We start from the raw sequence: 21,987 nt of genomic DNA on the forward strand, positions 1-21,987 counted from the left end.
ATGAAAGTTTGTGTTATTGGCGGAGGCATTATCGGATTAAGCTGTGCATACTATTTACAAAAAGAAGGTAATGAAGTAACAGTAATTGACAATGGTACAATTACCAACAGTTGTTCATTCGGTAATATGGGATATATTTCTCCCAGTCATTTTGTACCACTGGCTACACCGGGCATAATTGCTCAGGGAATCAAATGGATGCTGGATTCATCAAGCCCCTTCTTCATTAAACCCAGGATGAACCTGGACCTGATAAGCTGGGGTTTTACTTTTTATAAAAGTGCCAATAACAAAACACTGCAAAAAAATATCCCGCATTTAAATAACCTGTTGCAATTAAGCAGGCAGCTGCTTACTGATTTTAAATCTGATTTTGGCAACACCTTCAGCCTTACCGAAAAAGGATGCTGGATGTTATACAGGAATGAAAAAACAGGTGATCACGAAAAACACCTGGCAGAACAGGCCAATCAATTAGGCTTAAAAACAATTACCTGTACAGCTGCACAAGTGCAGGACTATGAAAAAGAAGTGGAAGTAAATGTTGCCGGTGGAGTGTTGTACCTGGATGACTGCTATGTTGACCCCGGGCAATTAATGCGGGTGCTGTATGCCTGTTTGAAATCAAGAGGGGTACAATTTCAATTAAATGCCCCGGTAACCGGCTTCGAAAAAACCGGGGATACCATAACTGCAGTAATAGCAGGGAACAACAAAACTGCTGCAGATGAAATAGTAGTAGCTAACGGATCTTGGATACCCGAAATATCAAAAATGCTGGGGCTTCGTACATTATTGCAACCGGGTAAAGGATATAGTTTCAACTATTCCCAATTGCAGCAAAACTTGCTATACCCTTCAATACTTGTAGATGACCGTGTTGCTACAACGCCTTATGGCAGGGCTTTGCGCATTGGCGGCACTATGGAACTGAGTGGGCACAATGATAAAATTCTCCCCAAAAGAGTGATGAGTATCTACAATGCCTTTAAAAAATATTACCCGGCTATGTCAATTGAATCACCGGATATGCAAAAAGTATGGTTTGGCTACAGGCCGGTTTCTCCTGATGGAATGCCTTATATCGGCAGGCACGGCAGTTTTAAAAATCTGAGTTATGCAGGCGCTCATGCTATGCTGGGTGTATCCGCAGCTACAGGTACCGGAAAATTAATTGCAGAAACGATCAATCATCAAAAAACAAGTATCGCTGTTGAAGCGTTTGACCCAAAAAGATTTGGTTAAACCCTAATTCGTTATTGGCTTTCGCCCAGCCAGCTTTTTAATATAGCCGTTTGCAATGCGCCTGGTTTTGTAACCGGGGTTATTGCATAGCTACGCTCCTTCTTTGTAGCCAGTATCATCTCTTCTTCTTTTGTTCCTGATGATGTGCTGAAGAGTATTTTTATGCTATCGCCGCTTTTTGATGAGGCCAGTAATTCGTTAAATGCTGTAGCATTCATTTTATTGCCATTCACTTTTAGTATAGCTTTACGGTTGCGTAAGCCTGCCTGCCATGCAGGAGATTGATACTCCACATTGGTGCTCCATAAAGTATCATTCCTGTCTCTTACCCCTGCACCTGACCATGCACCCGGTAATATGTGAGTTGCGGTGTCAATAGTAAGGCCTGCATAGCCAAGATAAGTGGGATAATCAACTGTTTTAAGTGTATAGATATAATCAAAAAAATCTGTCAGCGATGAGCCTGCTGTTTTTTCGCATTCATTTTTAAATTCTGTTTCTGTAAATCCCCTGCCTTTTGTTTTATAATATTTATTGTATAACAACCGCATTACGTCATCAAGCGATTTTTTATTTTTTGTTTCGTGCCGTATTTTAAAATCCAGTAACATCCCTAACAAAGGCCCTTTGTCATAAGGCGAAATGGTTTTGTTTACTTCATCGCCGGTACGGCCAAAAGGGCCATCTTCCCAGGTAGCATAACTGGCCTCCGCCGGTGTTTGAAAATTTCTTCCCGGTTTACTTTCATATTCTTTTATTGAAGCACCGAAAGTATTGAGCACATCTTGCTGTATGGTAAATCCGGCTCTCTTCAGGATAATATATTCATAATACACCGTAATACCTTCCGACAGCCAGAGCATTTTTGTTTTACTGCCTTTATCGTAATCAAACGGCCCCAGTTCAATTGGCCGGATGCGTTTTACATTGTAATGATGAAAATATTCATGTGCTAAAAAATTGTAGGTACCAATTTTGCGATTGCCATCATTTAATTCTTTTCCGGTAAACGCTACCGATGCAGAATTTAAATGCTCAATGCCACCGCCACCCGGCCCGGTACCTAAAAACGTGTAATGTTTGTAAGGAATATCTCCGATTATGCCTGATGCAACAGTGATGATCTTTTTCAGGTCATTCATAAAAATATTCCGGTTAAAACTATCCGGCTTAAAAGCTATAAAATCGTGCGGTATATTTTTTATTGTAAAAGAAGGAAATGTTTCAAGATTGCCCATAAGAATGGGCGCATCAAACAATACATCATAATCCGAAGCAGTGAAAGTATGCCGTTTATTTACCACCGGTTCAAGCCCCGTAGCAACTGTAGTCCATTTTGAACAGGGCTGTATATTTACTGTTACAGGTTGATGAATATATCCTGTTGGATACAGGAATAAACCGGTTGGTGCAATATATCCGTGTTCTTCATCAATATAATTGGCAGCTACAAAAGAAACGGTTGCTTTTACATCATAACTGATAACGAGTACAGCTGATTTCGCTGATCGTACCATCCAGCCATTGTCTGAATTTTTTTGCCAGGCTAACACATTACCGTCACCATTTACTACTGTAAAATTCTCTACATTACCTGCATAATTAAGTAGCTGATAATAGCCCGGCATCCACGCAGGCATTTTAAATTCAATGGAATCTTTTTTAATCCCTTCGCATTTAAATGTTACATGATACTGCTGCGTTTCGGGATGTGGCATTGTAACTGTAAATGTTAAAGCAACACCCTTTTGCTGTGCATAAATAAATTGATGGGTTAAAAAAAATAAGAACCCCGTAACCAAAATCTTAAAAAAAGCTTTGCAGTTTTTCATTGGTACAATATTATTTATTGTAAAAACGCCAGGTTGTTTTAAAATCTTTGTCAAGCGGCTGATCAATAAGAATGGCCCTCAGCATTTCAACCGGTAAACTGTTTTCATGTAACACTGCATCATGGTATTGCATATAGGTCATCTTATGTGTGTCCACCAATTCTCTTTTTAATGCCATGAATTGTAAACCACCGATCATATAGGCAATCTGGTACAAAGGTCCGTACCCCCCGGTAAATGAACGGCGTACTTCTCCTTCTGCATTCGCTCTTTCGTGCCCCACACGGTCAACTAAAAAATCAATGCATTGCTGCGGTGTCCATTTACCTAAATGATAGTTGAGCGAAAAAATAATTCTTGCGCAACGGTGCATACGCCAGAATAACATCCCTATTTTCTCTTCGGGTGTAGCAGGAAATTTCATATCCCACAACAGCATCTCCCAATACAATGCATTGCCTTCTACCCAAAACGGTGTATCAAAATGGCGATAGGTTTTATAGCGGCTGGTCATGTATCCCTGCAAATGATGCCCTGCAATTAATTCATGGTGTACTGTAGCTCTTGAAAAACCGGGATTATTTCCTCTCATACTCATCATCTTCTCATCATAGGTCATGGTATTGGTGGGATATGAAACGATCAGCGACTCACCTCCTAAAAAAAACGGGTTCACACGTTGCTGTTCAGGCGACATCATATACATTGTCCAGTCCTCTTCTGCAAGCGGCGGAATAGTAACCAGCTTATTCTTTTTTAAAAAATCAACCGACTGTTTGTACAGGTCAAACATGGCTTCCGGTTGTTTGCCGGGAGCTACGAAAGAATTTTTCACTTTTTCCTGCGCCGCTTTCCAGTTATCGCCAAACCCCATTTCACGTGATGCTTTTAGTAACTCTGCGTCGCACCACGCAAATTCTTTATTGGCAATATCCACAAGGTCTTCAGGCGTGTATGGAATAAACTCCATTTTTAACTGCCGCACCAGTTCATCGTGACCAATAGGGTTTCCAATAATACCGCTGCCATCATCTTTTTGCGAAGTGGTTAACCTGCCTTTCTTTTTTATTGCCTGTGCATATACATTCAACAAACTATCAGTAGCCGTATAGGTCTTGGGCACCCACCAGGTAAACATGGGATCGTAACCGTTATAAAAATTATAGTAATTTTTTAATCCCCCCTTTAATGAGTTAATTACTGATGCTGCAAACCGGGCCTGTTTAATTTCGATGCTATCACCGCTTGCCAGTTTTTTGATAGCTGCAGTAATCTCTTTATTGATATCATTTAATTCTTTAGCAACTGCTTCACCATTTACTGCAATGCCCCTGCGGCGTGACTTTTCCAAAACATACATTCTTTCCCCAAACGTAAAATATGATGCTACCTGCTCGTAAAGTTTTTGCTGCTGCAGTAATTTATATTGTTCGTCTTCAATATCTCTTTTAAACAGCAGGTAATCTACTTTACCGTTTACATTCATGCTTTTAAAATCAATCTTATCAAGTTGTTCCAGGTACGTTGTAATAAGCTGCTGCAAATGCTGGCGGCATTCAGGTGAATTATAATCGTTATTCTGCCGCATCCACCATTCTCCCTCAGATACTTCAACAGAATAAAAACGTATGATGCTGCTTTTATCTGCATCATACTTCGTCATCATGTCTGCCATTTCGCTGGTTTGAGCGTATAAAACTGATGTGGCAGATTTTTGTGCAATACTATGCGGAACAAATAAAAAGCACAGTACAATAACAAGAAGGCAATTTCTTTTCATACTCAGATGGTTAGTTGGTGGAATATTTTGATCAGTTTATCAGTACCTAATTTTTTATTACCCTTGCCCCAAAAATTCTCCCGGCAGTTTTGCCATAGCTGGCTTCAATTTTTATAGTCACTTTTTCTTTACGCTCAATCAGCTCCCCGGGCAATGGATAAGTTTTATAATAAAACTTTCCGGTGGTGCCACCCTTTAATTCTTCGGTAGCTATTTTGCGGCCGTCAACAATAATATCAAACTTACGGTCTTTATCATCACCAATATAGGTTAGCAATAAACTGTTTCCGCCACCTGCGGTATATTGTACTTTCATATCAAAAGAAAAATAATTAGCTGCACGGGCTTCCCTGCCGTTTACACCCATGGCATCACTAACATAAGATCTTTCACTTGCTTTAAGGTTATGGTCTCTTTCAGGCTGCATTTCTCCAATGCGGAAATTATCAATCGTTCTGGCTTCAATTTCTTTCTGTTCCTTTTTTTCTTTTTCATATTCTTCCTGCCTGGCTACCCATTGCGCATTGGTAAAATAATCCCAGTATACACTGTAATATTCTTTATAGGTTTTGTAAAACGGAATTAGATTTACATCAAAAGGTTTTCCTGTTCCTTTTGTTTCAAAACTCAGAGGTTGCCCCGTTACCGGTTGTAACCAGTCGCTGATGTTCCTGTTATCTGTCAGCAAAACAGGAACACCCGTTACGGGATCGGGCATAGTATTACCCAATTGCCCGGCCAATACCAAAGGGCCATACAAAAAAGCGATCCTGTTGGGGTTATCGGGCATGCTTTCAGTATATAAGCTCATCGGCATCGCCAATGCTAACTTATCGCCATTTGCCCATTTTCTGTTAATGATAATAAACCCGTTTTCTTCGCCTGAAGGAATAATACCGGTACCGTTTACACTAAATGTGACGCCGTTTTTTGCCCACCATGGTTTACGCACCTTAATAGCAAATGGCTTCTCTTTTTTTGTGGCAATGGTAAATGTAGCATTCCCTGTTTCAGGATAATTTGTTTCCTGTGTAACAGTAATACCATTCTCCTTCCAGTTTAATACCGAAGGAATAAAAAGATTGACATATAAACTGCCATCCTTGCCTTCGTAATAAATACCTTCGCCGTACTTGGAATGATTTTCCATACCACTACCCACACAGCAGGTAAATGTATTGAAAGAATCACTGAAAGATTTTTGTGTACCCATACGCAGGGGAACAAAATAACACATCATGCCTGTTTCAGGATTTTGTGATGCCAGGATATGATTGTACAATGCCCTTTCATAATAATCTCCCAACGCAGCATCAGGTTGCCACGAAAACAAATGCCGCGTAAGCTTGAGCATATTGTACGTGTTACAGGTTTCGCAGGTATTGTCGCTAAGGCGGTCATTTAATTTATCTTCTTCCCCGCAATATTCATAATTGCTGTTGCCGCCAATTACGTAACTGTGGTGATGTACCATGGTTTCCCAGAAAAAGCTGGCTATTGTTTTATCGGATACCTTACCGGTTAATTCATATTGCCTGGCGCTGCCAATAGCTTTGGGTACATTGGTATTGGAATGTTTGCCCGGCAGCGGATCAATTTTTTCCGACAAAGGTTTCATTACAAAATCATCGTAAAATATATAGGACAGATCAAGGTATTTTTTTTCTCCTGTTACCGCATACAAATTAGCAAGCACATCATTCATACCACCCCATTCGCAACGCAGCATTTTTTGTATTTGTTCAGCAGATAAATTTTTCAGTGTGTTACCCACCCAGTCAGCCATGCCCTTTACCACCTGCAATGCTTTTTTATTATCACACTGTAAATAGGCATCCAGTAAACCAGCCATTAATTTGTGTACCGTATACCATGGGCTCCATCCTCCATTCAGATCAAATCCTCCGCTTTTTATTTCCCCCTTGGCAAGCTTTCCAAAAATAGAATCTTCATTGGGAATTGCACCTACATAGCCTGTTTTACGGGCCTGCTGGCAAAGCGCCAGTTCGTTAATGATATAGTCTGCTTTTTGTTTTAGTCTTTTATCACCTGTGGATGCGTACATCATTGCGCAGGCAGAAAGATAATGGCCTAAAGTATGTCCCGACAATCCTTCGCTCTCCCATCCCCCATACACATCGCCTTTGGCAGGCAGGCCGGCATTTGTATAAAACCGATGCAATAACCGGTTGGGCTCCAGTAATAAAAGATATTCCGCATCTTTATCCATGGCATTTTTAAACGGGCTGCCATTGAGTAAACGCACCTCCTTTAAATCAAAAGCATAAGCCTGTATGTCAGTAACAGGCTTCACTTTCATTTTGCGGTAATTTTTTCCGGCAATGTAAGATTGCGCTTGTACACCTGTTGCCGCTACCAGCAATAGTGATACAACAAATAAAATATTTTTTTTCATTTTCCCTTTACTGAATATTTTTAAAAGCTATTGCACTATCCATTCGTGAATGCCGGTAGCATTATCAACAGGCAATTGTACCTCAAGCTTTAAAGCCGTAGTAGTAACCGGCTCAAAATGCACGGTGTCATAATTATCCTTGGTAACAGTATACGATGAAGTATTTTTAACAGGTACCCATTCCCCGGCTTTTTTATAATACAATTTCCAGGATGCCGGAATGCGGCAACCTCCCCACGGACCATCATCAAACCAATACACTTTTGATTCGGAAACGGTATAGGTTGAATCAAAATCATACTGCACCCATTCGGTAGTATTTTTCTTTGGCCACCAATGCAAAAAAGAAGCGCTGGCATCTTTTGAATCTGCAGGTTCATACTGGTCGTTAAGCGAACGGAACATGCGTGGGTTATTGATTGATGCAGACACCTTACTTTTTGAAGCAATGGTAGCTGCAGGTTTTGGCCTTGCGGCTGATGCATCATAAGGTATCCATACTTCCATTTCGGAAGGGCCGCGGTTGGCCCATGCATAATAAGGTATGGCGGTTACTTCCTGTGCTGATTGTATCAGTGCATCAGTATTCAATTGCCTTTTTGCAGAGAGGCCCTGCATTTTTAAAACAGTAATACCATTAAGCGTACCCGATTTATATTCCGGTTGTACAACAGCATTTTTGTCTACAACAATATTCATCACTGCACTGTCTTTATTATCCGGGCTTTCCAGGCAATATACAATGGGCCCCATCTGCAAAGCAAACCTGTCTTTATCAGATTTTACATTGCTGTTGGCAATTACTTTTTTAACTTCCATTGGCAGGTCAAGCAATATTTTATCCCCTTTATTCCAGGTGCGATGTATAACAGCATACCCTTTTTCCATCTCGTACTTTACCGGCTTACCGTTTAGTAAAATGGTAAAAGCTGTTGATGACTGATTCATATCAGAATACAAATTGCCGGGTGAAGGTTGGTTGATTGCCCAACCGGGGATGCGGATATGTACTGCAAACAAAGCACCCTTATCTGGCTGAACAGTGATTTCATTTTTACCCTGCCATGGATAATTGGTATTTTGTGTAATTGTGATTTTTGCAGCAGGTAATTTTATGGTTGAAGTACTACCCACAAAAAGATTTACATACAGGTCATTTTTATCCTGTGCATAAATATAACCCGGCATAGAGGGAAGAAACCTTGTCATATTGGAAATACAGCAGGCACAATCGTGCCATGCACTACGCTGGTGCTGCCCCATTGATGCCAACGGGTTAGGATAAAAAAAATGATCGCCGCTAAGTGAAACTCCCGAAAGCAAACCATTGTACAAAGTGCGTTCCATTACATCGATGTATTTAGCATCGCCATGTAATAAAAACATGCGGCTATTCCAATATACATTGGCTATAGCCGCACAGGTTTCTGCATAGGCACTCATGTTAGGCAGGTCGTACGCATCACCAAAAGCTTCGCCATTATTGGTGGCGCCAATTCCGCCTGTGATATAAATTTTTTTATCCACTACATCATGCCATATATCATCAATGGCAGATAAATATTCTTTGTTACCGGTAAGTGCAGCAATATCTGCCATGCCGGTATACATATAGGTAGCCCTTACAGCATGGCCTACAGCTGTATGCTGATCAATGACTTTAATATGCGATTGACTGTACTCCTGGTTCAGGTGGCCGGGAGTGCCACGCAGATCCAAAAAGAATTTAGCCAGCTCCAGGTATTCTTTTTTACCGGTTACCCTGTATAATTTTCCCAGGCCGGTTTCAATGATCTGGTGACCGGGAAATTTTTCTTCTTTACCCCATCCAAATGTTTTTACCAGCAGGTCAGCATTTTTTATGGCAATATTAAGCAGGTTCTTTTTGCCCGTTGCCCTGTAATGCGCCACAGCAGCTTCATACAGATGCCCTACATCATATAATTCATGGCTCAGGTCTTCTTCTTTTTCCCATCGCTTGGCACCCATCCACTCATGTGGCTTGGAATTGTGCATGGTGCGAAACGTGTACAGGTAGCCGTCTTTTTCCTGGGCGGTAGCAATATAGCTGATAAGTGTATCCAGGTATTTTTCCAATGCAGGATCAGGTTTTGCCTGCAGGCTGTAAGATGCGCCTTCAATTATTTTATACACATCACTTTCATCAAACGTGTAAGTGGTACTCTTGTCATCCTTCAATGTTCCTGCTGCCCTTAAGAAATTATTTATCCTGCCGGTGTTTTTACATTGTTGTAGTGTATACGGTATTGTTACCTCTGCATTTACTTTAATTTTGGGTGCCCAGAAATTATCCGTTACATGCACCTGCGTAAAAGCAACGGGCTGAATAGGATAATCATTTTTTAACTGGGCAGCAGCCTTGGTGGCAAAAAACATAAGTGCGGGCATCCCTAAAGCAACTACCCTGTAACTGAATCGGTTCATAAAATATTTATAGGCTTTCATTATTTTAATTTTCTCCTCCGCCAAAGTAATCAATGAAAAGGAGAGACATCCTGATATAATCCTCCCAACTAAAATCTCCTCTCCAAAACTATAAGACGATGCCCAGTAATAGCAATCTTAATTTAGCTGATTATTAACTGATATTAACCCGTTTTAAAACAAGAGGGCATTTGGAGGATAAAATAAGTTAATTATTACAATTCTATTCATGCGACTTATCGAAAATAAGGCAGCGCTTTGCTGCTGATTTATTGGCGGGATATTCCGATTCTTTGTTATTATGCTGCGCTAATCTTATTAATTGCTGCAAAGAAAACCTTTGTAAAACGATCCATCTTTTTCACTTTGTATGATATACACATAAAATAATTGCATAAAAAAAGGCTGCCTTTTATTATAGAGACAACCTTTTTTGTCCCCAACTTGTTGGGGATGACAGGGCAGCATGTTAACCCTCTGAACCTTTTGCAAAAAATTGCTGCAATTGATTCTTATAGCTTTTCGACAATTCCAATATTTGCTGATGACTGTATTTCTTTAAAGCCTTTTCCCTTTTTAATGCAACAGTTTTATTGTCAAATATTTCCAGGTGAAATAATTTCCAGGGAACTTTATGAGACGTGTATTCTGATTCCTGGTTATTATGCTGTGATAACCTTACAAGGGGTTGCAAAGAAAAACCTTTGTAAAACGACCCATCTTTTTCACTTTGTATGATATACACATAAAATAATTGCATAAAAAAAGGCTGCCTCTTATTATAGAGACAACCTTTCTTGTCCCCAACTTGTTGGGGAGGACTCGAACCCGTCCCTGACTTGTTGGGGATACCAGGGCAGCATGTTAACCCTCTGAACCTTTTGCAAAAAATTGCTGCAATTGATTCTTATAACTTTTAGATAATTCCAATATTTGCTGATGACTGTATTTCTTTAAAGCCTTTTCCCTTTTTAATGCAGCAGTTTTATTGTCAAATATTTCCAGGTGAAATAATTTCCAGGGAACTTTATGAGACGTGTATCCTGATTCCTGGTTATTATGCTGTGATAACCTTACAAGGGGCTCCAAAGAAAAACCTTTGTAAAACGATCCATCTTTTTCACTTTGTATGATATACACATAAAATAATTGCATAAAAAAAGGCTGCCTCTTATTATAGAGACAACCTTTCTTGCGGACCGGACGGGACTCGAACCCGCGACCTCTGCCGTGACAGGGCAGCATTCTAACCAACTGAACTACCGATCCAACACTATTATTAATATTTTAAGAACTTTTTTTTTCGAACCCGTCCCCAACTTGTTGGGGATGACAGGGCAGCATTCTAACCAACTGAACTACCGATCCAACACTATTATTAATATTTTAAGAACTTTTTATTTCGAACCCGTCCCCAACTTGTTGGGGATGACAGGGCAGCATTCTAACCAACTGAACTACCGATCCAACACTTTTATTAATATTTTAAGAACTTTTTTTTCGAACCCGTCCCCAACTTGTTGGGATGACAGCGCTACATTCTAACTAACTCTACTACCCCGCTGCTGAAGCCAGAATCAGGAATTGACCTGCCTTCTTTTTTTCGGGAGTGCAAAGATAGGTTTTTGATTTTCTCCTTCCAAAACTTTTATTAAAATATTGTAATCCCTAATTTTACACTCTATCTTACAATAAGAAAAACCTTTTGCCAGTAAACGAATTGTAAACCAAACCGCATAAACTTACATGCCAGAGCTTAAAAACAGACAGTTCCTAGATTTTGAAAAGCCCATAAAGGACCTGTACGACCAGATAGAGTTGCAAAAAGCAAGTGCCGAAAAAAGCAAGATCGACCTTAGTGATACCATAGCCAAGCTGGAACAAAAAATTACAGAGACAAAAAAAGAATTAACCAGCAACCTCACCCCCTGGCAAAGAGTGCAGCTCAGCCGCCATCCCGACAGGCCTTATACACTTAAGTACATTGATAAAATGTGTACCAATTTTATAGAACTGCATGGCGACAGAAACGTGAAAGACGATAAAGCTATGGTGGGCGGTTTTGCCCAGCTGGATGGGGAAACGGTAATGATCATTGGCCAGCAAAAAGGTATTAATACCAAGATGAGGCAGCTGAGAAATTTTGGTATGGCCAACCCCGAAGGCTACAGAAAAGCTTTACGCCTGATGAGATTGGCAGAAAAATTCAATAAGCCCATCATTACCTTAATAGATACCCCGGGTGCCTATCCCGGCCTGGAAGCTGAAGAAAGAGGCCAGGGCGAAGCCATTGCACGCAATATTTACGAAATGATACGCCTTAAAGTACCTGTAATATGCGTTATTATCGGCGAAGGTGCCAGTGGGGGCGCTTTGGGCATTGGTGTTGGCGACAAGGTTTTTATGCTGGAAAATACCTGGTATACCGTAATTTCTCCCGAAAGCTGCAGCAGCATTTTGTGGCGCACCTGGGATAAAAAGGAAACTGCGGCCGATCAGTTAAAATTAACCGGCGAAAATATGTTGCAATTTGGCCTGGTAGATGGCGTTATTCCCGAACCATTGGGCGGCAGTCATTGGGATTATGATGAGGCCGGGCAGATTTTAAAAAACTATTTATTACCGGTAATAGCCGAACTTAAAAAAATTCCGGCGCAGGAAAGAATCAACCAAAGAATTGAAAAATTCGGAAAAATGGGATTCTGGGACGAATAACAATAACATTACTGAACTTATCAAGAGGCTTATTCATGGCCTCTTTTTTATTGACACCCTGTTAAATACTAAGTTTCAATCACTTGCAATAATCAAGTAACTTTGATGTAAACATTTGCTTTTATGCTTAAAGTTGGCGTTATCGGTGCTGGTCATCTGGGAAAATTTCATTTAAACAATTGGGCCGAAATTGAAGGCGTGCAGTTGATTGGTTTTTGTGATACCGATGATGAAAATGCAAAATCCGTTAGTGAAAAATATAATTTACCCCGCTATGAATCTGTTGAACAATTAATAGATGATTGCGATGCACTGGACATAGTTGCCCCTACCAGTTTTCATTTTCAACTATGCGAAGCCGCTATAAAAAAAGGTAAACATGTATTTGTTGAAAAGCCCCTGGCCAATACTATGGATGAAGCCAGGGCATTGGTAAAACTGGCCAAAGAAGCCAATATCAAATTCCAGGTAGGGCATGTGGAAAGATTTAACCCTGCCTTTTTAGCCTTACAGGAATATAGTCTTCAACCGATGTTTATTGAAGTACACCGCCTGGCCCAATTTAATCCACGGGGTACTGATGTAAGTGTGATACTGGATCTGATGATACATGACATTGATATTATTTTAAGCCTTGTAAAAAGCAATGTGAATTATATCAGCGCCAATGGCGTTTCGGTAATGAGCGATACCCCTGATATTGCCAACGTAAGAATTGAGTTTGATAATGGTTGTGTGGCTAATCTTACCAGCAGCAGGATATCTATGAAGAAAATGCGCAAAATGCGCCTGTTTCAAAAAGATGCTTACATTGGTATTGATTTTTTAGAAAAGAAAACAGAGATCATTAAACTGAATACCCCCGGCGATAAAAATGTTTTTACTTTTGATATAGAAACCAACAGCGGCAAAAAAACTATTGCCATTGCCAATCCCAACGTACCGGAAGTAAATGCCATTAAAATGGAACTGGAAGAATTCAGGAACGCCATAGTGAACAATACCAATACCCCGGTTAGTGTGGTTGACGGGTTCAGGGCAATGGATGTGGCACACCAGATATTGGAAAAGATAAGCAAGGCAAACCATAGCTGATGTATTTTGCGCAATAATTCTTAACCCTTTTATTTTTACTTGAAACAGTTCAGGATACATATTGGATGGTATGCGGCAGGCGATTGTATTGCAGCAGTAATAGCATGGGTGATCTTTTATTTTGTAAGAAAGGAAATTATCGGCGAAGCTTTTTTAGCGGGCCATAAATTCTACCTCGGGTTAATTTTGTATCCCGTTGCATGGGTTATTTTATACCACCTTGCCGGTAGCTATAATAATATTTACCACAAATCACGCCTGCTGGAATTCATAAACACTTTCAATCATTCCCTTGCCGGCAGCAGTATTATTCTTTTTCTTTTTTTATTGTATGATGCCACCGGCGATTACAACATCTATTATAAAGAATTTCTTTCCTTACTGGGTATACAGGTTTTTATTACCTATATCACCAGGGTGTTTTTTTTAAAGAAAGTAAAAATACAGCTCGAAAATGGTACGGTATTTTTTAATACCCTTATTGTAGGGTCCAGCAATAATGCACTTGACCTGTACAAAGCAATTATCAATAATAAAGAAAAAACGGGTTACCGCGTAACAGGATTTGTAAACACCAATGGTAACAGCGGGTCGCAATTACCGGCAGCTATTATCAATTTTGGCAGTACAGAAAACCTGGAGCAGGTAATTGCTGAGAATAATATTGAAGAAGTAATTATTGCGGTAGAAAAAAAAGAAAGAGAGAAAATAGAAAAAGTACTACAACAACTGAGTGATAAAAACGTAAACATAAAAATCACTCCCGACACGGTGGATATTTTAAGCGGCGCCGTTCAAACCAATAATGTATTGGGCATACCACTGATCGACCTGCATTCCGGCCTGCTTTCTTCCTGGCAACAAAATATAAAACGTTTACTGGATATTGCAATAGCACTGTCTGCCGGCATCATACTTGCTCCGTTAATCATTTTTACGGCTTTACGGGTTATCCTTTCTTCCAGAGGCTCCTTATTTTTTTTACAGGAAAGGATAGGTTACAAAGGCAAACCCTTTATAATGTACAAGTTTCGCAGTATGGAAGATGGTGCTGAAAAAAACGGGCCGCAATTGAGTTTTGATGATGACCCCAGGATAACCCGCTGGGGCAGGGTAATGCGCAAATGGCGGCTTGACGAACTTCCTCAATTATGGAATATCATTAAAGGAGATATGAGTTTAGTAGGGCCGAGGCCTGAAAGAAAATTTTATATCAACCAGATCATTCAGCAGCACCCCGAATATAATTATCTGTTTAAAGTAAAACCGGGCCTCAGCAGCTGGGGTATGGTTAAGTTTGGGTATGCCTCCTCGGTAAGCGAAATGATTGAACGCATGCCTTACGACCTGATGTATGTGGAAAATATATCCCTTGCCCTGGATTTCAAGATCATGTTACATACTATAAAAATCATATTCAGCGGTAAAGGAAAATAGGAACCGGGCATTATGTACGCTATAATTATAAAGTTTAGCCAAATGCACTGATTTGTTTATTTTTGGAGAAACCATTTTGCCTTGAAGAGAATTTTCATTTTATTTATTCTGTTTCACTGTTATTTTATAACTGCCTTTTGCCAGCAGCCTTCTTCCTACTGGCAGCAACAGGTAAATTATAAAATTGATGTTACCCTTAATGATGCCGACAATACATTAGATGGTTTTGTAAAGATGGATTACATCAACAATTCGCCTGATACACTTTATTTTATATGGATACATCTTTGGCCCAATGCCTATAAAAACGACCGCACAGCATTCAGCGATCAGCAGCTGGAAAATGGCAGCACGGCATTTTATTTTGCCGATAATGATAAACGTGGTTATATCAACCGGCTCGATTTTCGTGTAAATGCCATCACAGCAAAAACAGCAGACCATCCGCAACACCAGGATATCATTAAATTAATTTTGCCAACGCCGCTGGCGCCAAAAAGCAGCTGCAAAATAGAAACACCTTTTCATGTAAAGCTGCCTTATAATTTTTCAAGAGGCGGGCATGTGGAGCAAGCCTACCAGGCCACACAATGGTACCCCAAACCGGCAGTGTACGATCGCAAAGGATGGCACCCTATTCCTTATTTAGACCAGGGAGAATTTTACAGTGAGTTCGGGAATTATGAAGTGCAGATAACAGTGCCTGAAAATTACGTGGTAGCTGCTACAGGTGATTTGCAGGAGCAGGATGAAAAAAACTGGCTGAAAGCTCGTAAGGTTTTTCGTGCCGAAAAAAAAGAACAGAAGAAAAGTACCATCACTCCCGTTAAAGAACCGGTGGTGGCTTCTTCAAAAAAAACAAAAACACTTCATTACATACAAAACAATGTACACGATTTTGCATGGTTTGCTGATAAAACATTTTCTGTTAAAACCGATACTTTACAACTACCATCGGGAAGAACAATCACAGTATATGTTTTTTACTATGCAGCAAATGAAACCATATGGGCAAACAGTATTGCATTCACCCGGCAGGCCATACTTACAAAAAGTAAATGGCTGGCAGAATATCCCTACAACGTTGTAAGTGTGGTTGATGGCGGCAATGGCGGTGGCATGGAATACCCTACCATCACTTTATTAGATGCAGGCGGCAGCGAAAAGATGCTTGACTTTGTTATCAATCACGAAGCAGGCCACAACTGGTTTTACGGCATACTGGCCAGCAACGAACGCCTGCACCCATGGATGGATGAGGGCATGAATACGTTTTACGATAACCGTTATGCGCTGCAGCAATATGGCAGCACATCTTTAGACCTGCAGGTTAAACCTGCATTTATAAAAAACAGGTTGCCGAAAGATATAGAGCCTGCTATTTTACAGGCGTTGGTCAATGCTAAAAAAGATCAGACTATAGCAACAGCCTCAGAAAATTTCAGTTTTGCCAATTATAATATGGTAGCATATACCAAAACCGGGCAATGGATGAAGTTGCTGGAGACTACATTGGGGCAGCCCGTTTTTGATAGCTGCATGAAAGAATATTACCGCCGCTGGAGTTTTAAACATCCATACCCCGAAGATTTTAAAAAAGTACTGGAAGATGTAAGTGGCAAAAATTTAGATGCTGCATTTTCTTTACTGAATACAAAAGGGGGCATTGTAAAAAATAATGCTAAAAAAGATATCCGTTTCGCTTTTTTATTTAACGCCAAAGAAAGTAATAAGCACCATTACATTTCTTTTTTACCGGCAGTGGGTTATAACTTTTATGATAAATTAATGCTGGGCGGTATTTTTCATAATTATACTTTCCCCGCCAGTAAATTTCAGTTTGTAGCTGCACCTTTATATTCTTCCAAAAGCAAAAGAATAAATGGTATCGGCCGAATAAGCTATAGCTGGTTCCCCGGTAGTAAAGGGCAAAAGGCCGAGTTGTCTGTTTCGGGCGCTTCTTTCAATGGCGATACTTTTACAGACTCTACTGCTAAACTGAATTATTTATATTTTTCAAAAATTGTTCCTTCTTTCAGATTTGTATTTGCCAATAAAAATCCCAGGAGCCTTGTAACAAAATTTGTACAATGGAAAACTTTTCTCATTAATGAGCAGCAATTATTGTTTACAAGAGATGATATCAGGCAGATTGATATCATCACCTATCCTGTTAAATCAAGATATATAAACCAGTTGCAGTTTGTGCTGGAAAATAACAGGGCATTATATCCTTACAAAGGCAACCTGCAGGTAGAACAGGGTGATGGTTTTGTACGCACTGGTTTTACAGGAAATTATTTTTTCAATTATGCCAAAGGCGGCGGAATGAATATGAGGATCTTTGCAGGTAAATTCTTTTATACAGGTGATAAAACATTCATCAGGCAATTTGAAACCGATCCTTACCACCTGAATATGACCGGGCCAAAAGGTTATGAGGATTATACCTACAGCAATTACTTTTTCGGCCGTAACGAATTCGATAAATTTTCAGCACAACAGATCATGGTCAGGGATGGCGCTTTTAAAGTGAGAACTGATCTGTTAAGTAATAAAATAGGTAAAACAGACGACTGGCTTGCTGCTGCCAACTTTACTACTGATATACCTAAAAATATCAACCCTTTACAAATGCTGCCGGTAAAAATTCCATTAAAGGCCTTCCTCGATATTGGAACCTATGCAGAAGCCTGGCAAAAAAATGCGGCTACGGGGCGTTTTATTTATGACGCCGGCCTGCAACTATCTTTATTTAAAAATGTACTCAATGTTTATTTCCCGCTTTTGTACAGTAAAGTGTACAGGGATTATTTTTTATCTACCATCCCGGAAAAAAGATTTGTAAAAACAATCTCTTTCAGTATCGATATTCAAAATGTATCGTTGAGAAAATTAATCCCTCAAATTCCTTTTTGATGGAAAGTATTCATTATCTCCTGCATCGTAATATAGATAAAAAAAAGTGGGACCATTGTATTGCTAACGCAGATAACGGGCTTATATACGGATACTCGTTTTATTTAGACACCATGGCAAAACAATGGGATGCTTTGGTATTAAATGACTACGAAGCAGTAATGCCATTAACCTTCAATACCAAATACCGCATCAGTTATTTGTATCAACCGTCATTCACTGCGGCGTTGGGGGTATTTGGCAAAAAAATTACTGCAGATCTGGTAAAAAAATTTCTTTCCGCCATTCCGGAAAAATTTAAATACTGGGATATCTATTTAAACCATGGAAATTATTTTGCCCCTGCTGGTTTTTCATTGTACGAGCGGATGAATTATGTGTTACACCTCAATTCAACATACGAACATCTCTATAGTAATTTCAAAGAATCAACGCAACGCAACATTAAAAAATTCGCACAACTTAAAGGCGAAATAAAAAAAGATATCCGGGTGCAGGATGTTGTAAACTTATCAAAACAACAATCCGGAACATTTGCACCACCTGGCAATGATGATTTTAACCACATCACCAGCCTGTACAATTTATTGCACCAGCAACATAAAGCCATCACCTACGGCGCTTACAGCAACCGGCAACTGGTAGCTTCAGCTGCATTTTTTTTTGACGGAACAAGGGCCTATTATATACTGGTAGGTAACCATCCGGATGGAAAGACTGTTGGTGCTTCTCATGCACTCATCAATGCTTTTATAAAAGATAATGCCGGGCAAAACCTATTGCTTGATTTTGAAGGAAGTGACATTCGTTCACTGGCATTTTTTTACAGCAGCTTTGGCGCAACAGAAGAAAAATATTGCGGCATTAAGTTAAACAGGCTGCCCCGCTTACTTCAATTCTTTAAAAAATAATTGTTGTTAATTACCGGAGATGATCTGTTCTGCTACTATAAGGTCTGCAGGCTTTGTAATTTTAAAATTATCATCCTCGCCTTCCACCAGGTGAATCCTTAATCCAAATGCTTCCACCACAGTGGCTTCATCTGTAAATTTATCTTTGTAATCGATATTAAAAGCAGGCAATAAAATTTTGCTATGAAAGGTTTGTGGTGTTTGTACCAGCTTAACACTGTTTCGTTCTACTGCGGCATTATCTTCACCTGTAACAATACGCACACTATCCTTGCTATCAATAACAGGAATGGCCGACCCGAATTCTATAGCAGCATTATAGCAACGCTTAATGAGATCACTGCTTACCAGGCAACGTACCGCATCGTGTACAAATACAATACACTCTTCTTTAATTAAACGCAGGCCGTTCTGTACGGAATGAAATCTTGTGCGGCCTCCTGTGGTGATCTTAATCCGGCTGTAATCAAAAAAAGCATCTATAATTTCCTGGCCTGCGGCAACATACTCTTCGGGCAAAACTAAAACGATCTGCATATCATCATACGATTGTAGAAATGTATTGATGGTATAATATAGTATCGGCTTGTGATTTAATAATAAGAATTGTTTAGGTACCGTATTATTCATCCTGGTTCCGGTACCACCGGCTACAATAACGGCAACCTTTTTTAATTGAATTGTATTTTCTTCCATTGTAAACTGAGTACTTAAAATAATGAGTACACAAAAATACGATAGGATTCTTAGATAAAAGAAATTGCTTCAAAGCAAACTAATCGTGGTATATTTTCACGTAATCTTCTCCATCACTATTTCTCATACCCCGATACATACCTGCACTGTTCAGCACCATCGCCACATTTCCGGCAGCATCCACGCCTATCATTCCTCCTTCGCCATCCATCTTTGGTAATTTGTTATTTACCACCTCTTCCATTGCTTCCTGTAAACTCAGCCCTTTGTATTCCATCAGGCAGCTCACATCATGTGCTGCTACTGCACGTATAAAAGGTTCGCCATGGCCGGTACAGCTTATTGCACAGGTTTTATTATTGGCATACGTTCCGCAACCAATTAAAGGACTGTCGCCGATACGGCCATATTTTTTATTGGTCATACCTCCGGTACTTGTTGCTGCAGCAATATTACCATCACCATCGCAGGCTACGGCACCAACGGTACCAAATTTTTTATCCTTAAATAATTCTTCCAGTCCCTGGTGTGTATGATCAAGAGAATAATTATCGCTATCCCTTATCGCTTTCCACTGATCGTACCTGAATTGCGAAAAGAAAAATTCATCCGGTTCTAATTTAATGCCTTGCTTAATGGCAAAATCATTGGCACCTTTTCCGCTTAAAAAAACGTGGTTACTGTTCAGCATTACTTCGGCCGCAAGCTCAATGGGGTTGCGTACATTACGTACTGCTGCCACTGCGCCGGCGGTAAGGTCTTTACCATTCATGATCGCCGCATCCATTTCCTGCACGCCTTTCTTTGTAAATACCGAGCCACGGCCTGCATTAAACATCAGGTTGTCTTCCAGTATTACAATGGCCGCCTTTACTGCATTCACTGCTGTTCCTCCTTCTTCCAGTACAGCATACCCTGCACTTAATGCATCATTAAGCCCTTTTAGATAAGCTGCCTCCAGCTCTGGTGTCATGTCTTCTTTTAAAATAGTTCCGGCGCCGCCGTGAATCGCAATCGATAGCTTTTGCATACGTGTTGGTGGGTATTAGTTGTATGCTCAAAAGTATCTAATTTACTGCCATAAAACTTCTACAATTTTCAGCCAATGTTTAAACGTAAGTTAACAATAAGCGATTTCTTTTTAATAGTTGTTAATCTGGTTCCCTTGTATGGTGTTTGGTTTGAGCACTGGGATGCCAGGCAAGTGTTCCTGGTGTATTGTATGGAAACTGTAATTGTAGGATTGATCAATGTAGTTAAGATGGCCTGCGTAACTATTTTTGTAAAAAAACAGGATGTATGGGAGAATGGCGGCAGCACCAGTATGCAAAGCGGCTGGCTATTTGTTTTCTTTTTTATTGCGCACTATGGCTTTTTTGTTTTTGTGCAAACACAAATATTTTTTGCCATCACCGGAATGTTGCCGGATGGCTCCATGTTAATGCGGTATTCAAAGATACCTGAACTACTGGGGCCCAACGGAAGATTGCTCCTGCTGATATTTATTGTTTATTACACCGCACAAAATGTTTTCAGTTTCTTTAGTTCAGGAGAATATAAAACGATCAGCATGGGCAGGTTATTATTTCAGCCCTACCTCAGAATTTTTGTGCAGCAATTTGTAGTGATTGTTGGCAGCATATTTTTATCGTTTGGCGCAGGAAAAATATTTATACTGGTATTTGTGGTCGTGAAAATTTTCTTTGAACTATTCGTGAACTTCGAAAGATTATTGGAAGTTGCAGAAAGAAGGCAGCGATTGAAAGATGAACTTAAAAAATAACAAACTTATATACTAATTCCTGCTTTGTCCTGTTATCTGAATTAAACATGATGTTTACGGAAGGCAATTGAATTTCTGCCATGGGCAGCAAGCCGGATAAGACATTCTTTATAGAATCGTAGGTTTCTTTGGTAAGAAATTCTTTCTTCAATGTAAGCTCAATGGATGCCGGTAAAGGGTTACTCTTTATAAACGACTTCCATGTGGTGTCCTCATTATCCTCTGTAAATTTATCAAGCGCTTTTTCAGAACTTAGAAGTTCAATCTTTTTAAACACTCCCATTGACTCCAGTTTTACAGAATATTCATTAAGCATTTTATCAGTAACTATACCACTAAAATACAATACGTAATGAGTAAGCTCCGAATAGGTTTGCTGAAAAATATCTCCTGTATTAATACTTACAAATCCCGTAGTCCCTATAGGTAATTGCTTTATTATTTTATTAGTTACCAGTGCCGGAGTAATCAGTTCTTTAATGTAGAATTGGGGTTCAGATGCAGTATCTTCTATAATTTCTCCATCTTTAGCCCAACCAAAATATTTTATGGAAACAATTCCTTTTCCTCCTTTTCCTGTTTCAGAAATGGTATACTTTAAGGAACGGGAAGAGTCGAGTATTTGCCACTTATTGCTGTCGATACTGTTTTTTGTATTGCAGGAATACAGCCAGCAAATAAAAACAATAAAGCAGATCTTATGCATCCCGGTC

The 21,987-nt window shown here is 39.7% G+C and carries 16 protein-coding genes and 1 tRNA gene; 7 read left to right on the plus strand and 10 right to left on the minus strand.

Features of this window, described 5'->3' with window-relative positions; all coding sequences use genetic code 11:
- Positions 1-1,245 (plus strand): NAD(P)/FAD-dependent oxidoreductase, encoded by a 1,245-nt coding sequence (locus ACYVM0_RS13880; RefSeq protein WP_460557939.1) that lies wholly within the window; start codon positions 1-3, stop codon positions 1,243-1,245.
- 11 nt (positions 1,246-1,256) lie between these two features.
- Here the strand turns inward: ACYVM0_RS13880 and ACYVM0_RS13885 are convergent, their stop codons facing one another.
- The 7 genes from ACYVM0_RS13885 to ACYVM0_RS13915 all read right to left on the minus strand — a co-directional run bounded on the left by ACYVM0_RS13885 (position 1,257) and on the right by ACYVM0_RS13915 (position 10,987).
- On the minus strand, positions 1,257-3,077 hold the full coding sequence (locus tag ACYVM0_RS13885; protein ID WP_460557940.1) for a M61 family metallopeptidase: 1,821 nt from the start codon (positions 3,075-3,077) through the stop codon (positions 1,257-1,259).
- Positions 3,078-3,087: 10 nt separating this feature from the next.
- Positions 3,088-4,857: a DUF885 domain-containing protein gene (locus tag ACYVM0_RS13890; RefSeq protein ID WP_460557941.1), complete on the minus strand. Its 1,770-nt coding sequence runs from the start codon at positions 4,855-4,857 to the stop codon at positions 3,088-3,090.
- Between the two features lie 46 nt (positions 4,858-4,903).
- Positions 4,904-7,273: a beta-L-arabinofuranosidase domain-containing protein gene (locus tag ACYVM0_RS13895; protein ID WP_460557942.1), complete on the minus strand. Its 2,370-nt coding sequence runs from the start codon at positions 7,271-7,273 to the stop codon at positions 4,904-4,906.
- A gap of 27 nt (positions 7,274-7,300) precedes the next feature.
- Positions 7,301-9,718, minus strand: a complete 2,418-nt coding sequence (locus ACYVM0_RS13900; protein WP_460557943.1) for a glycoside hydrolase family 127 protein — start codon at positions 9,716-9,718, stop codon at positions 7,301-7,303.
- Between the two features lie 469 nt (positions 9,719-10,187).
- Positions 10,188-10,478, minus strand: a complete 291-nt coding sequence (locus ACYVM0_RS13905) for a GIY-YIG nuclease family protein (protein WP_460557944.1) — start codon at positions 10,476-10,478, stop codon at positions 10,188-10,190.
- 104 nt (positions 10,479-10,582) lie between these two features.
- A complete protein-coding gene (locus tag ACYVM0_RS13910; RefSeq protein ID WP_460557945.1) occupies positions 10,583-10,873 on the minus strand; it encodes a GIY-YIG nuclease family protein in 291 nt (96 codons plus the stop codon).
- 40 nt (positions 10,874-10,913) lie between these two features.
- Positions 10,914-10,987: transfer RNA gene (locus tag ACYVM0_RS13915), tRNA-Asp, on the minus strand.
- A 477-nt stretch (positions 10,988-11,464) separates the two neighbouring features.
- On the opposite strand from ACYVM0_RS13915, the gene ACYVM0_RS13920 reads away from it, so the two are divergent.
- The 5 genes from ACYVM0_RS13920 (at position 11,465) to ACYVM0_RS13940 (ending at position 18,795) form a co-directional block, all read left to right on the plus strand.
- Positions 11,465-12,433, plus strand: coding sequence for an acetyl-CoA carboxylase carboxyltransferase subunit alpha (locus ACYVM0_RS13920; protein ID WP_460557946.1), 969 nt, complete (start codon positions 11,465-11,467; stop codon positions 12,431-12,433).
- Between the two features lie 123 nt (positions 12,434-12,556).
- Entirely contained in the window at positions 12,557-13,528 is a 972-nt protein-coding gene (locus ACYVM0_RS13925) for a Gfo/Idh/MocA family protein (protein ID WP_460557947.1), read from the plus strand.
- 39 nt (positions 13,529-13,567) lie between these two features.
- On the plus strand, positions 13,568-14,965 hold the full coding sequence (locus tag ACYVM0_RS13930; RefSeq protein ID WP_460557948.1) for a sugar transferase: 1,398 nt from the start codon (positions 13,568-13,570) through the stop codon (positions 14,963-14,965).
- Between the two features lie 81 nt (positions 14,966-15,046).
- The gene (locus ACYVM0_RS13935) at positions 15,047-17,884 is read left to right on the plus strand and encodes a M1 family metallopeptidase (protein ID WP_460557949.1); all 2,838 of its coding nucleotides are present in this window, start codon (positions 15,047-15,049) and stop codon (positions 17,882-17,884) included.
- Positions 17,884-18,795: a GNAT family N-acetyltransferase gene (locus tag ACYVM0_RS13940; protein ID WP_460557950.1), complete on the plus strand. Its 912-nt coding sequence runs from the start codon at positions 17,884-17,886 to the stop codon at positions 18,793-18,795. The genes ACYVM0_RS13935 and ACYVM0_RS13940 overlap by 1 nt, the downstream gene beginning before the upstream one ends.
- 6 nt (positions 18,796-18,801) lie before the next feature.
- Here ACYVM0_RS13940 and ACYVM0_RS13945 read toward each other — a convergent pair whose 3' ends face one another.
- Together ACYVM0_RS13945 and ACYVM0_RS13950 are read right to left on the minus strand one after the other, a co-directional pair.
- Positions 18,802-19,491, minus strand: coding sequence for an IspD/TarI family cytidylyltransferase (locus ACYVM0_RS13945; RefSeq protein WP_460557951.1), 690 nt, complete (start codon positions 19,489-19,491; stop codon positions 18,802-18,804).
- Between the two features lie 79 nt (positions 19,492-19,570).
- Positions 19,571-20,521 (minus strand): isoaspartyl peptidase/L-asparaginase family protein, encoded by a 951-nt coding sequence (locus ACYVM0_RS13950; RefSeq protein WP_460557952.1) that lies wholly within the window; start codon positions 20,519-20,521, stop codon positions 19,571-19,573.
- Positions 20,522-20,596: 75 nt separating this feature from the next.
- Between ACYVM0_RS13950 and ACYVM0_RS13955 the strand changes: the two genes are divergently transcribed.
- Positions 20,597-21,274, plus strand: a complete 678-nt coding sequence (locus tag ACYVM0_RS13955) for a DUF6498-containing protein (protein WP_460557953.1) — start codon at positions 20,597-20,599, stop codon at positions 21,272-21,274.
- Here the strand turns inward: ACYVM0_RS13955 and ACYVM0_RS13960 are convergent.
- Positions 21,264-21,980 carry a cell division FtsX domain-containing protein gene (locus ACYVM0_RS13960; RefSeq protein WP_460557954.1) on the minus strand — a complete coding sequence of 239 codons (717 nt, stop codon included), beginning with the start codon at positions 21,978-21,980 and terminating at the stop codon, positions 21,264-21,266. The genes ACYVM0_RS13955 and ACYVM0_RS13960 overlap by 11 nt on opposite strands.
- Positions 21,981-21,987: the final 7 nt, after the last annotated feature.

Source organism: Ferruginibacter profundus, assembly GCF_054783275.1.

Excerpts from the sequence above, each read along its gene's own strand:
- ACYVM0_RS13880 (WP_460557939.1), top strand. The coding sequence starts at position 1 with ATGAAAGTTTGTGTTATTGGCGGAGGCATTATCGGATTAAGCTGTGCA.
- ACYVM0_RS13885 (WP_460557940.1), bottom strand. The coding sequence starts at position 3,077 with ATGAAAAACTGCAAAGCTTTTTTTAAGATTTTGGTTACGGGGTTCTTA.
- ACYVM0_RS13890 (WP_460557941.1), bottom strand. The coding sequence starts at position 4,857 with ATGAAAAGAAATTGCCTTCTTGTTATTGTACTGTGCTTTTTATTTGTT.
- ACYVM0_RS13895 (WP_460557942.1), bottom strand. The coding sequence starts at position 7,273 with ATGAAAAAAAATATTTTATTTGTTGTATCACTATTGCTGGTAGCGGCA.
- ACYVM0_RS13900 (WP_460557943.1), bottom strand. The coding sequence starts at position 9,718 with ATGAACCGATTCAGTTACAGGGTAGTTGCTTTAGGGATGCCCGCACTT.
- ACYVM0_RS13905 (WP_460557944.1), bottom strand. The coding sequence starts at position 10,478 with ATGCAATTATTTTATGTGTATATCATACAAAGTGAAAAAGATGGGTCG.
- ACYVM0_RS13910 (WP_460557945.1), bottom strand. The coding sequence starts at position 10,873 with ATGCAATTATTTTATGTGTATATCATACAAAGTGAAAAAGATGGATCG.
- ACYVM0_RS13920 (WP_460557946.1), top strand. The coding sequence starts at position 11,465 with ATGCCAGAGCTTAAAAACAGACAGTTCCTAGATTTTGAAAAGCCCATA.
- ACYVM0_RS13925 (WP_460557947.1), top strand. The coding sequence starts at position 12,557 with ATGCTTAAAGTTGGCGTTATCGGTGCTGGTCATCTGGGAAAATTTCAT.
- ACYVM0_RS13940 (WP_460557950.1), top strand. The coding sequence starts at position 17,884 with ATGGAAAGTATTCATTATCTCCTGCATCGTAATATAGATAAAAAAAAG.
- ACYVM0_RS13945 (WP_460557951.1), bottom strand. The coding sequence starts at position 19,491 with ATGGAAGAAAATACAATTCAATTAAAAAAGGTTGCCGTTATTGTAGCC.
- ACYVM0_RS13950 (WP_460557952.1), bottom strand. The coding sequence starts at position 20,521 with ATGCAAAAGCTATCGATTGCGATTCACGGCGGCGCCGGAACTATTTTA.
- ACYVM0_RS13955 (WP_460557953.1), top strand. The coding sequence starts at position 20,597 with ATGTTTAAACGTAAGTTAACAATAAGCGATTTCTTTTTAATAGTTGTT.
- ACYVM0_RS13960 (WP_460557954.1), bottom strand. The coding sequence starts at position 21,980 with ATGCATAAGATCTGCTTTATTGTTTTTATTTGCTGGCTGTATTCCTGC.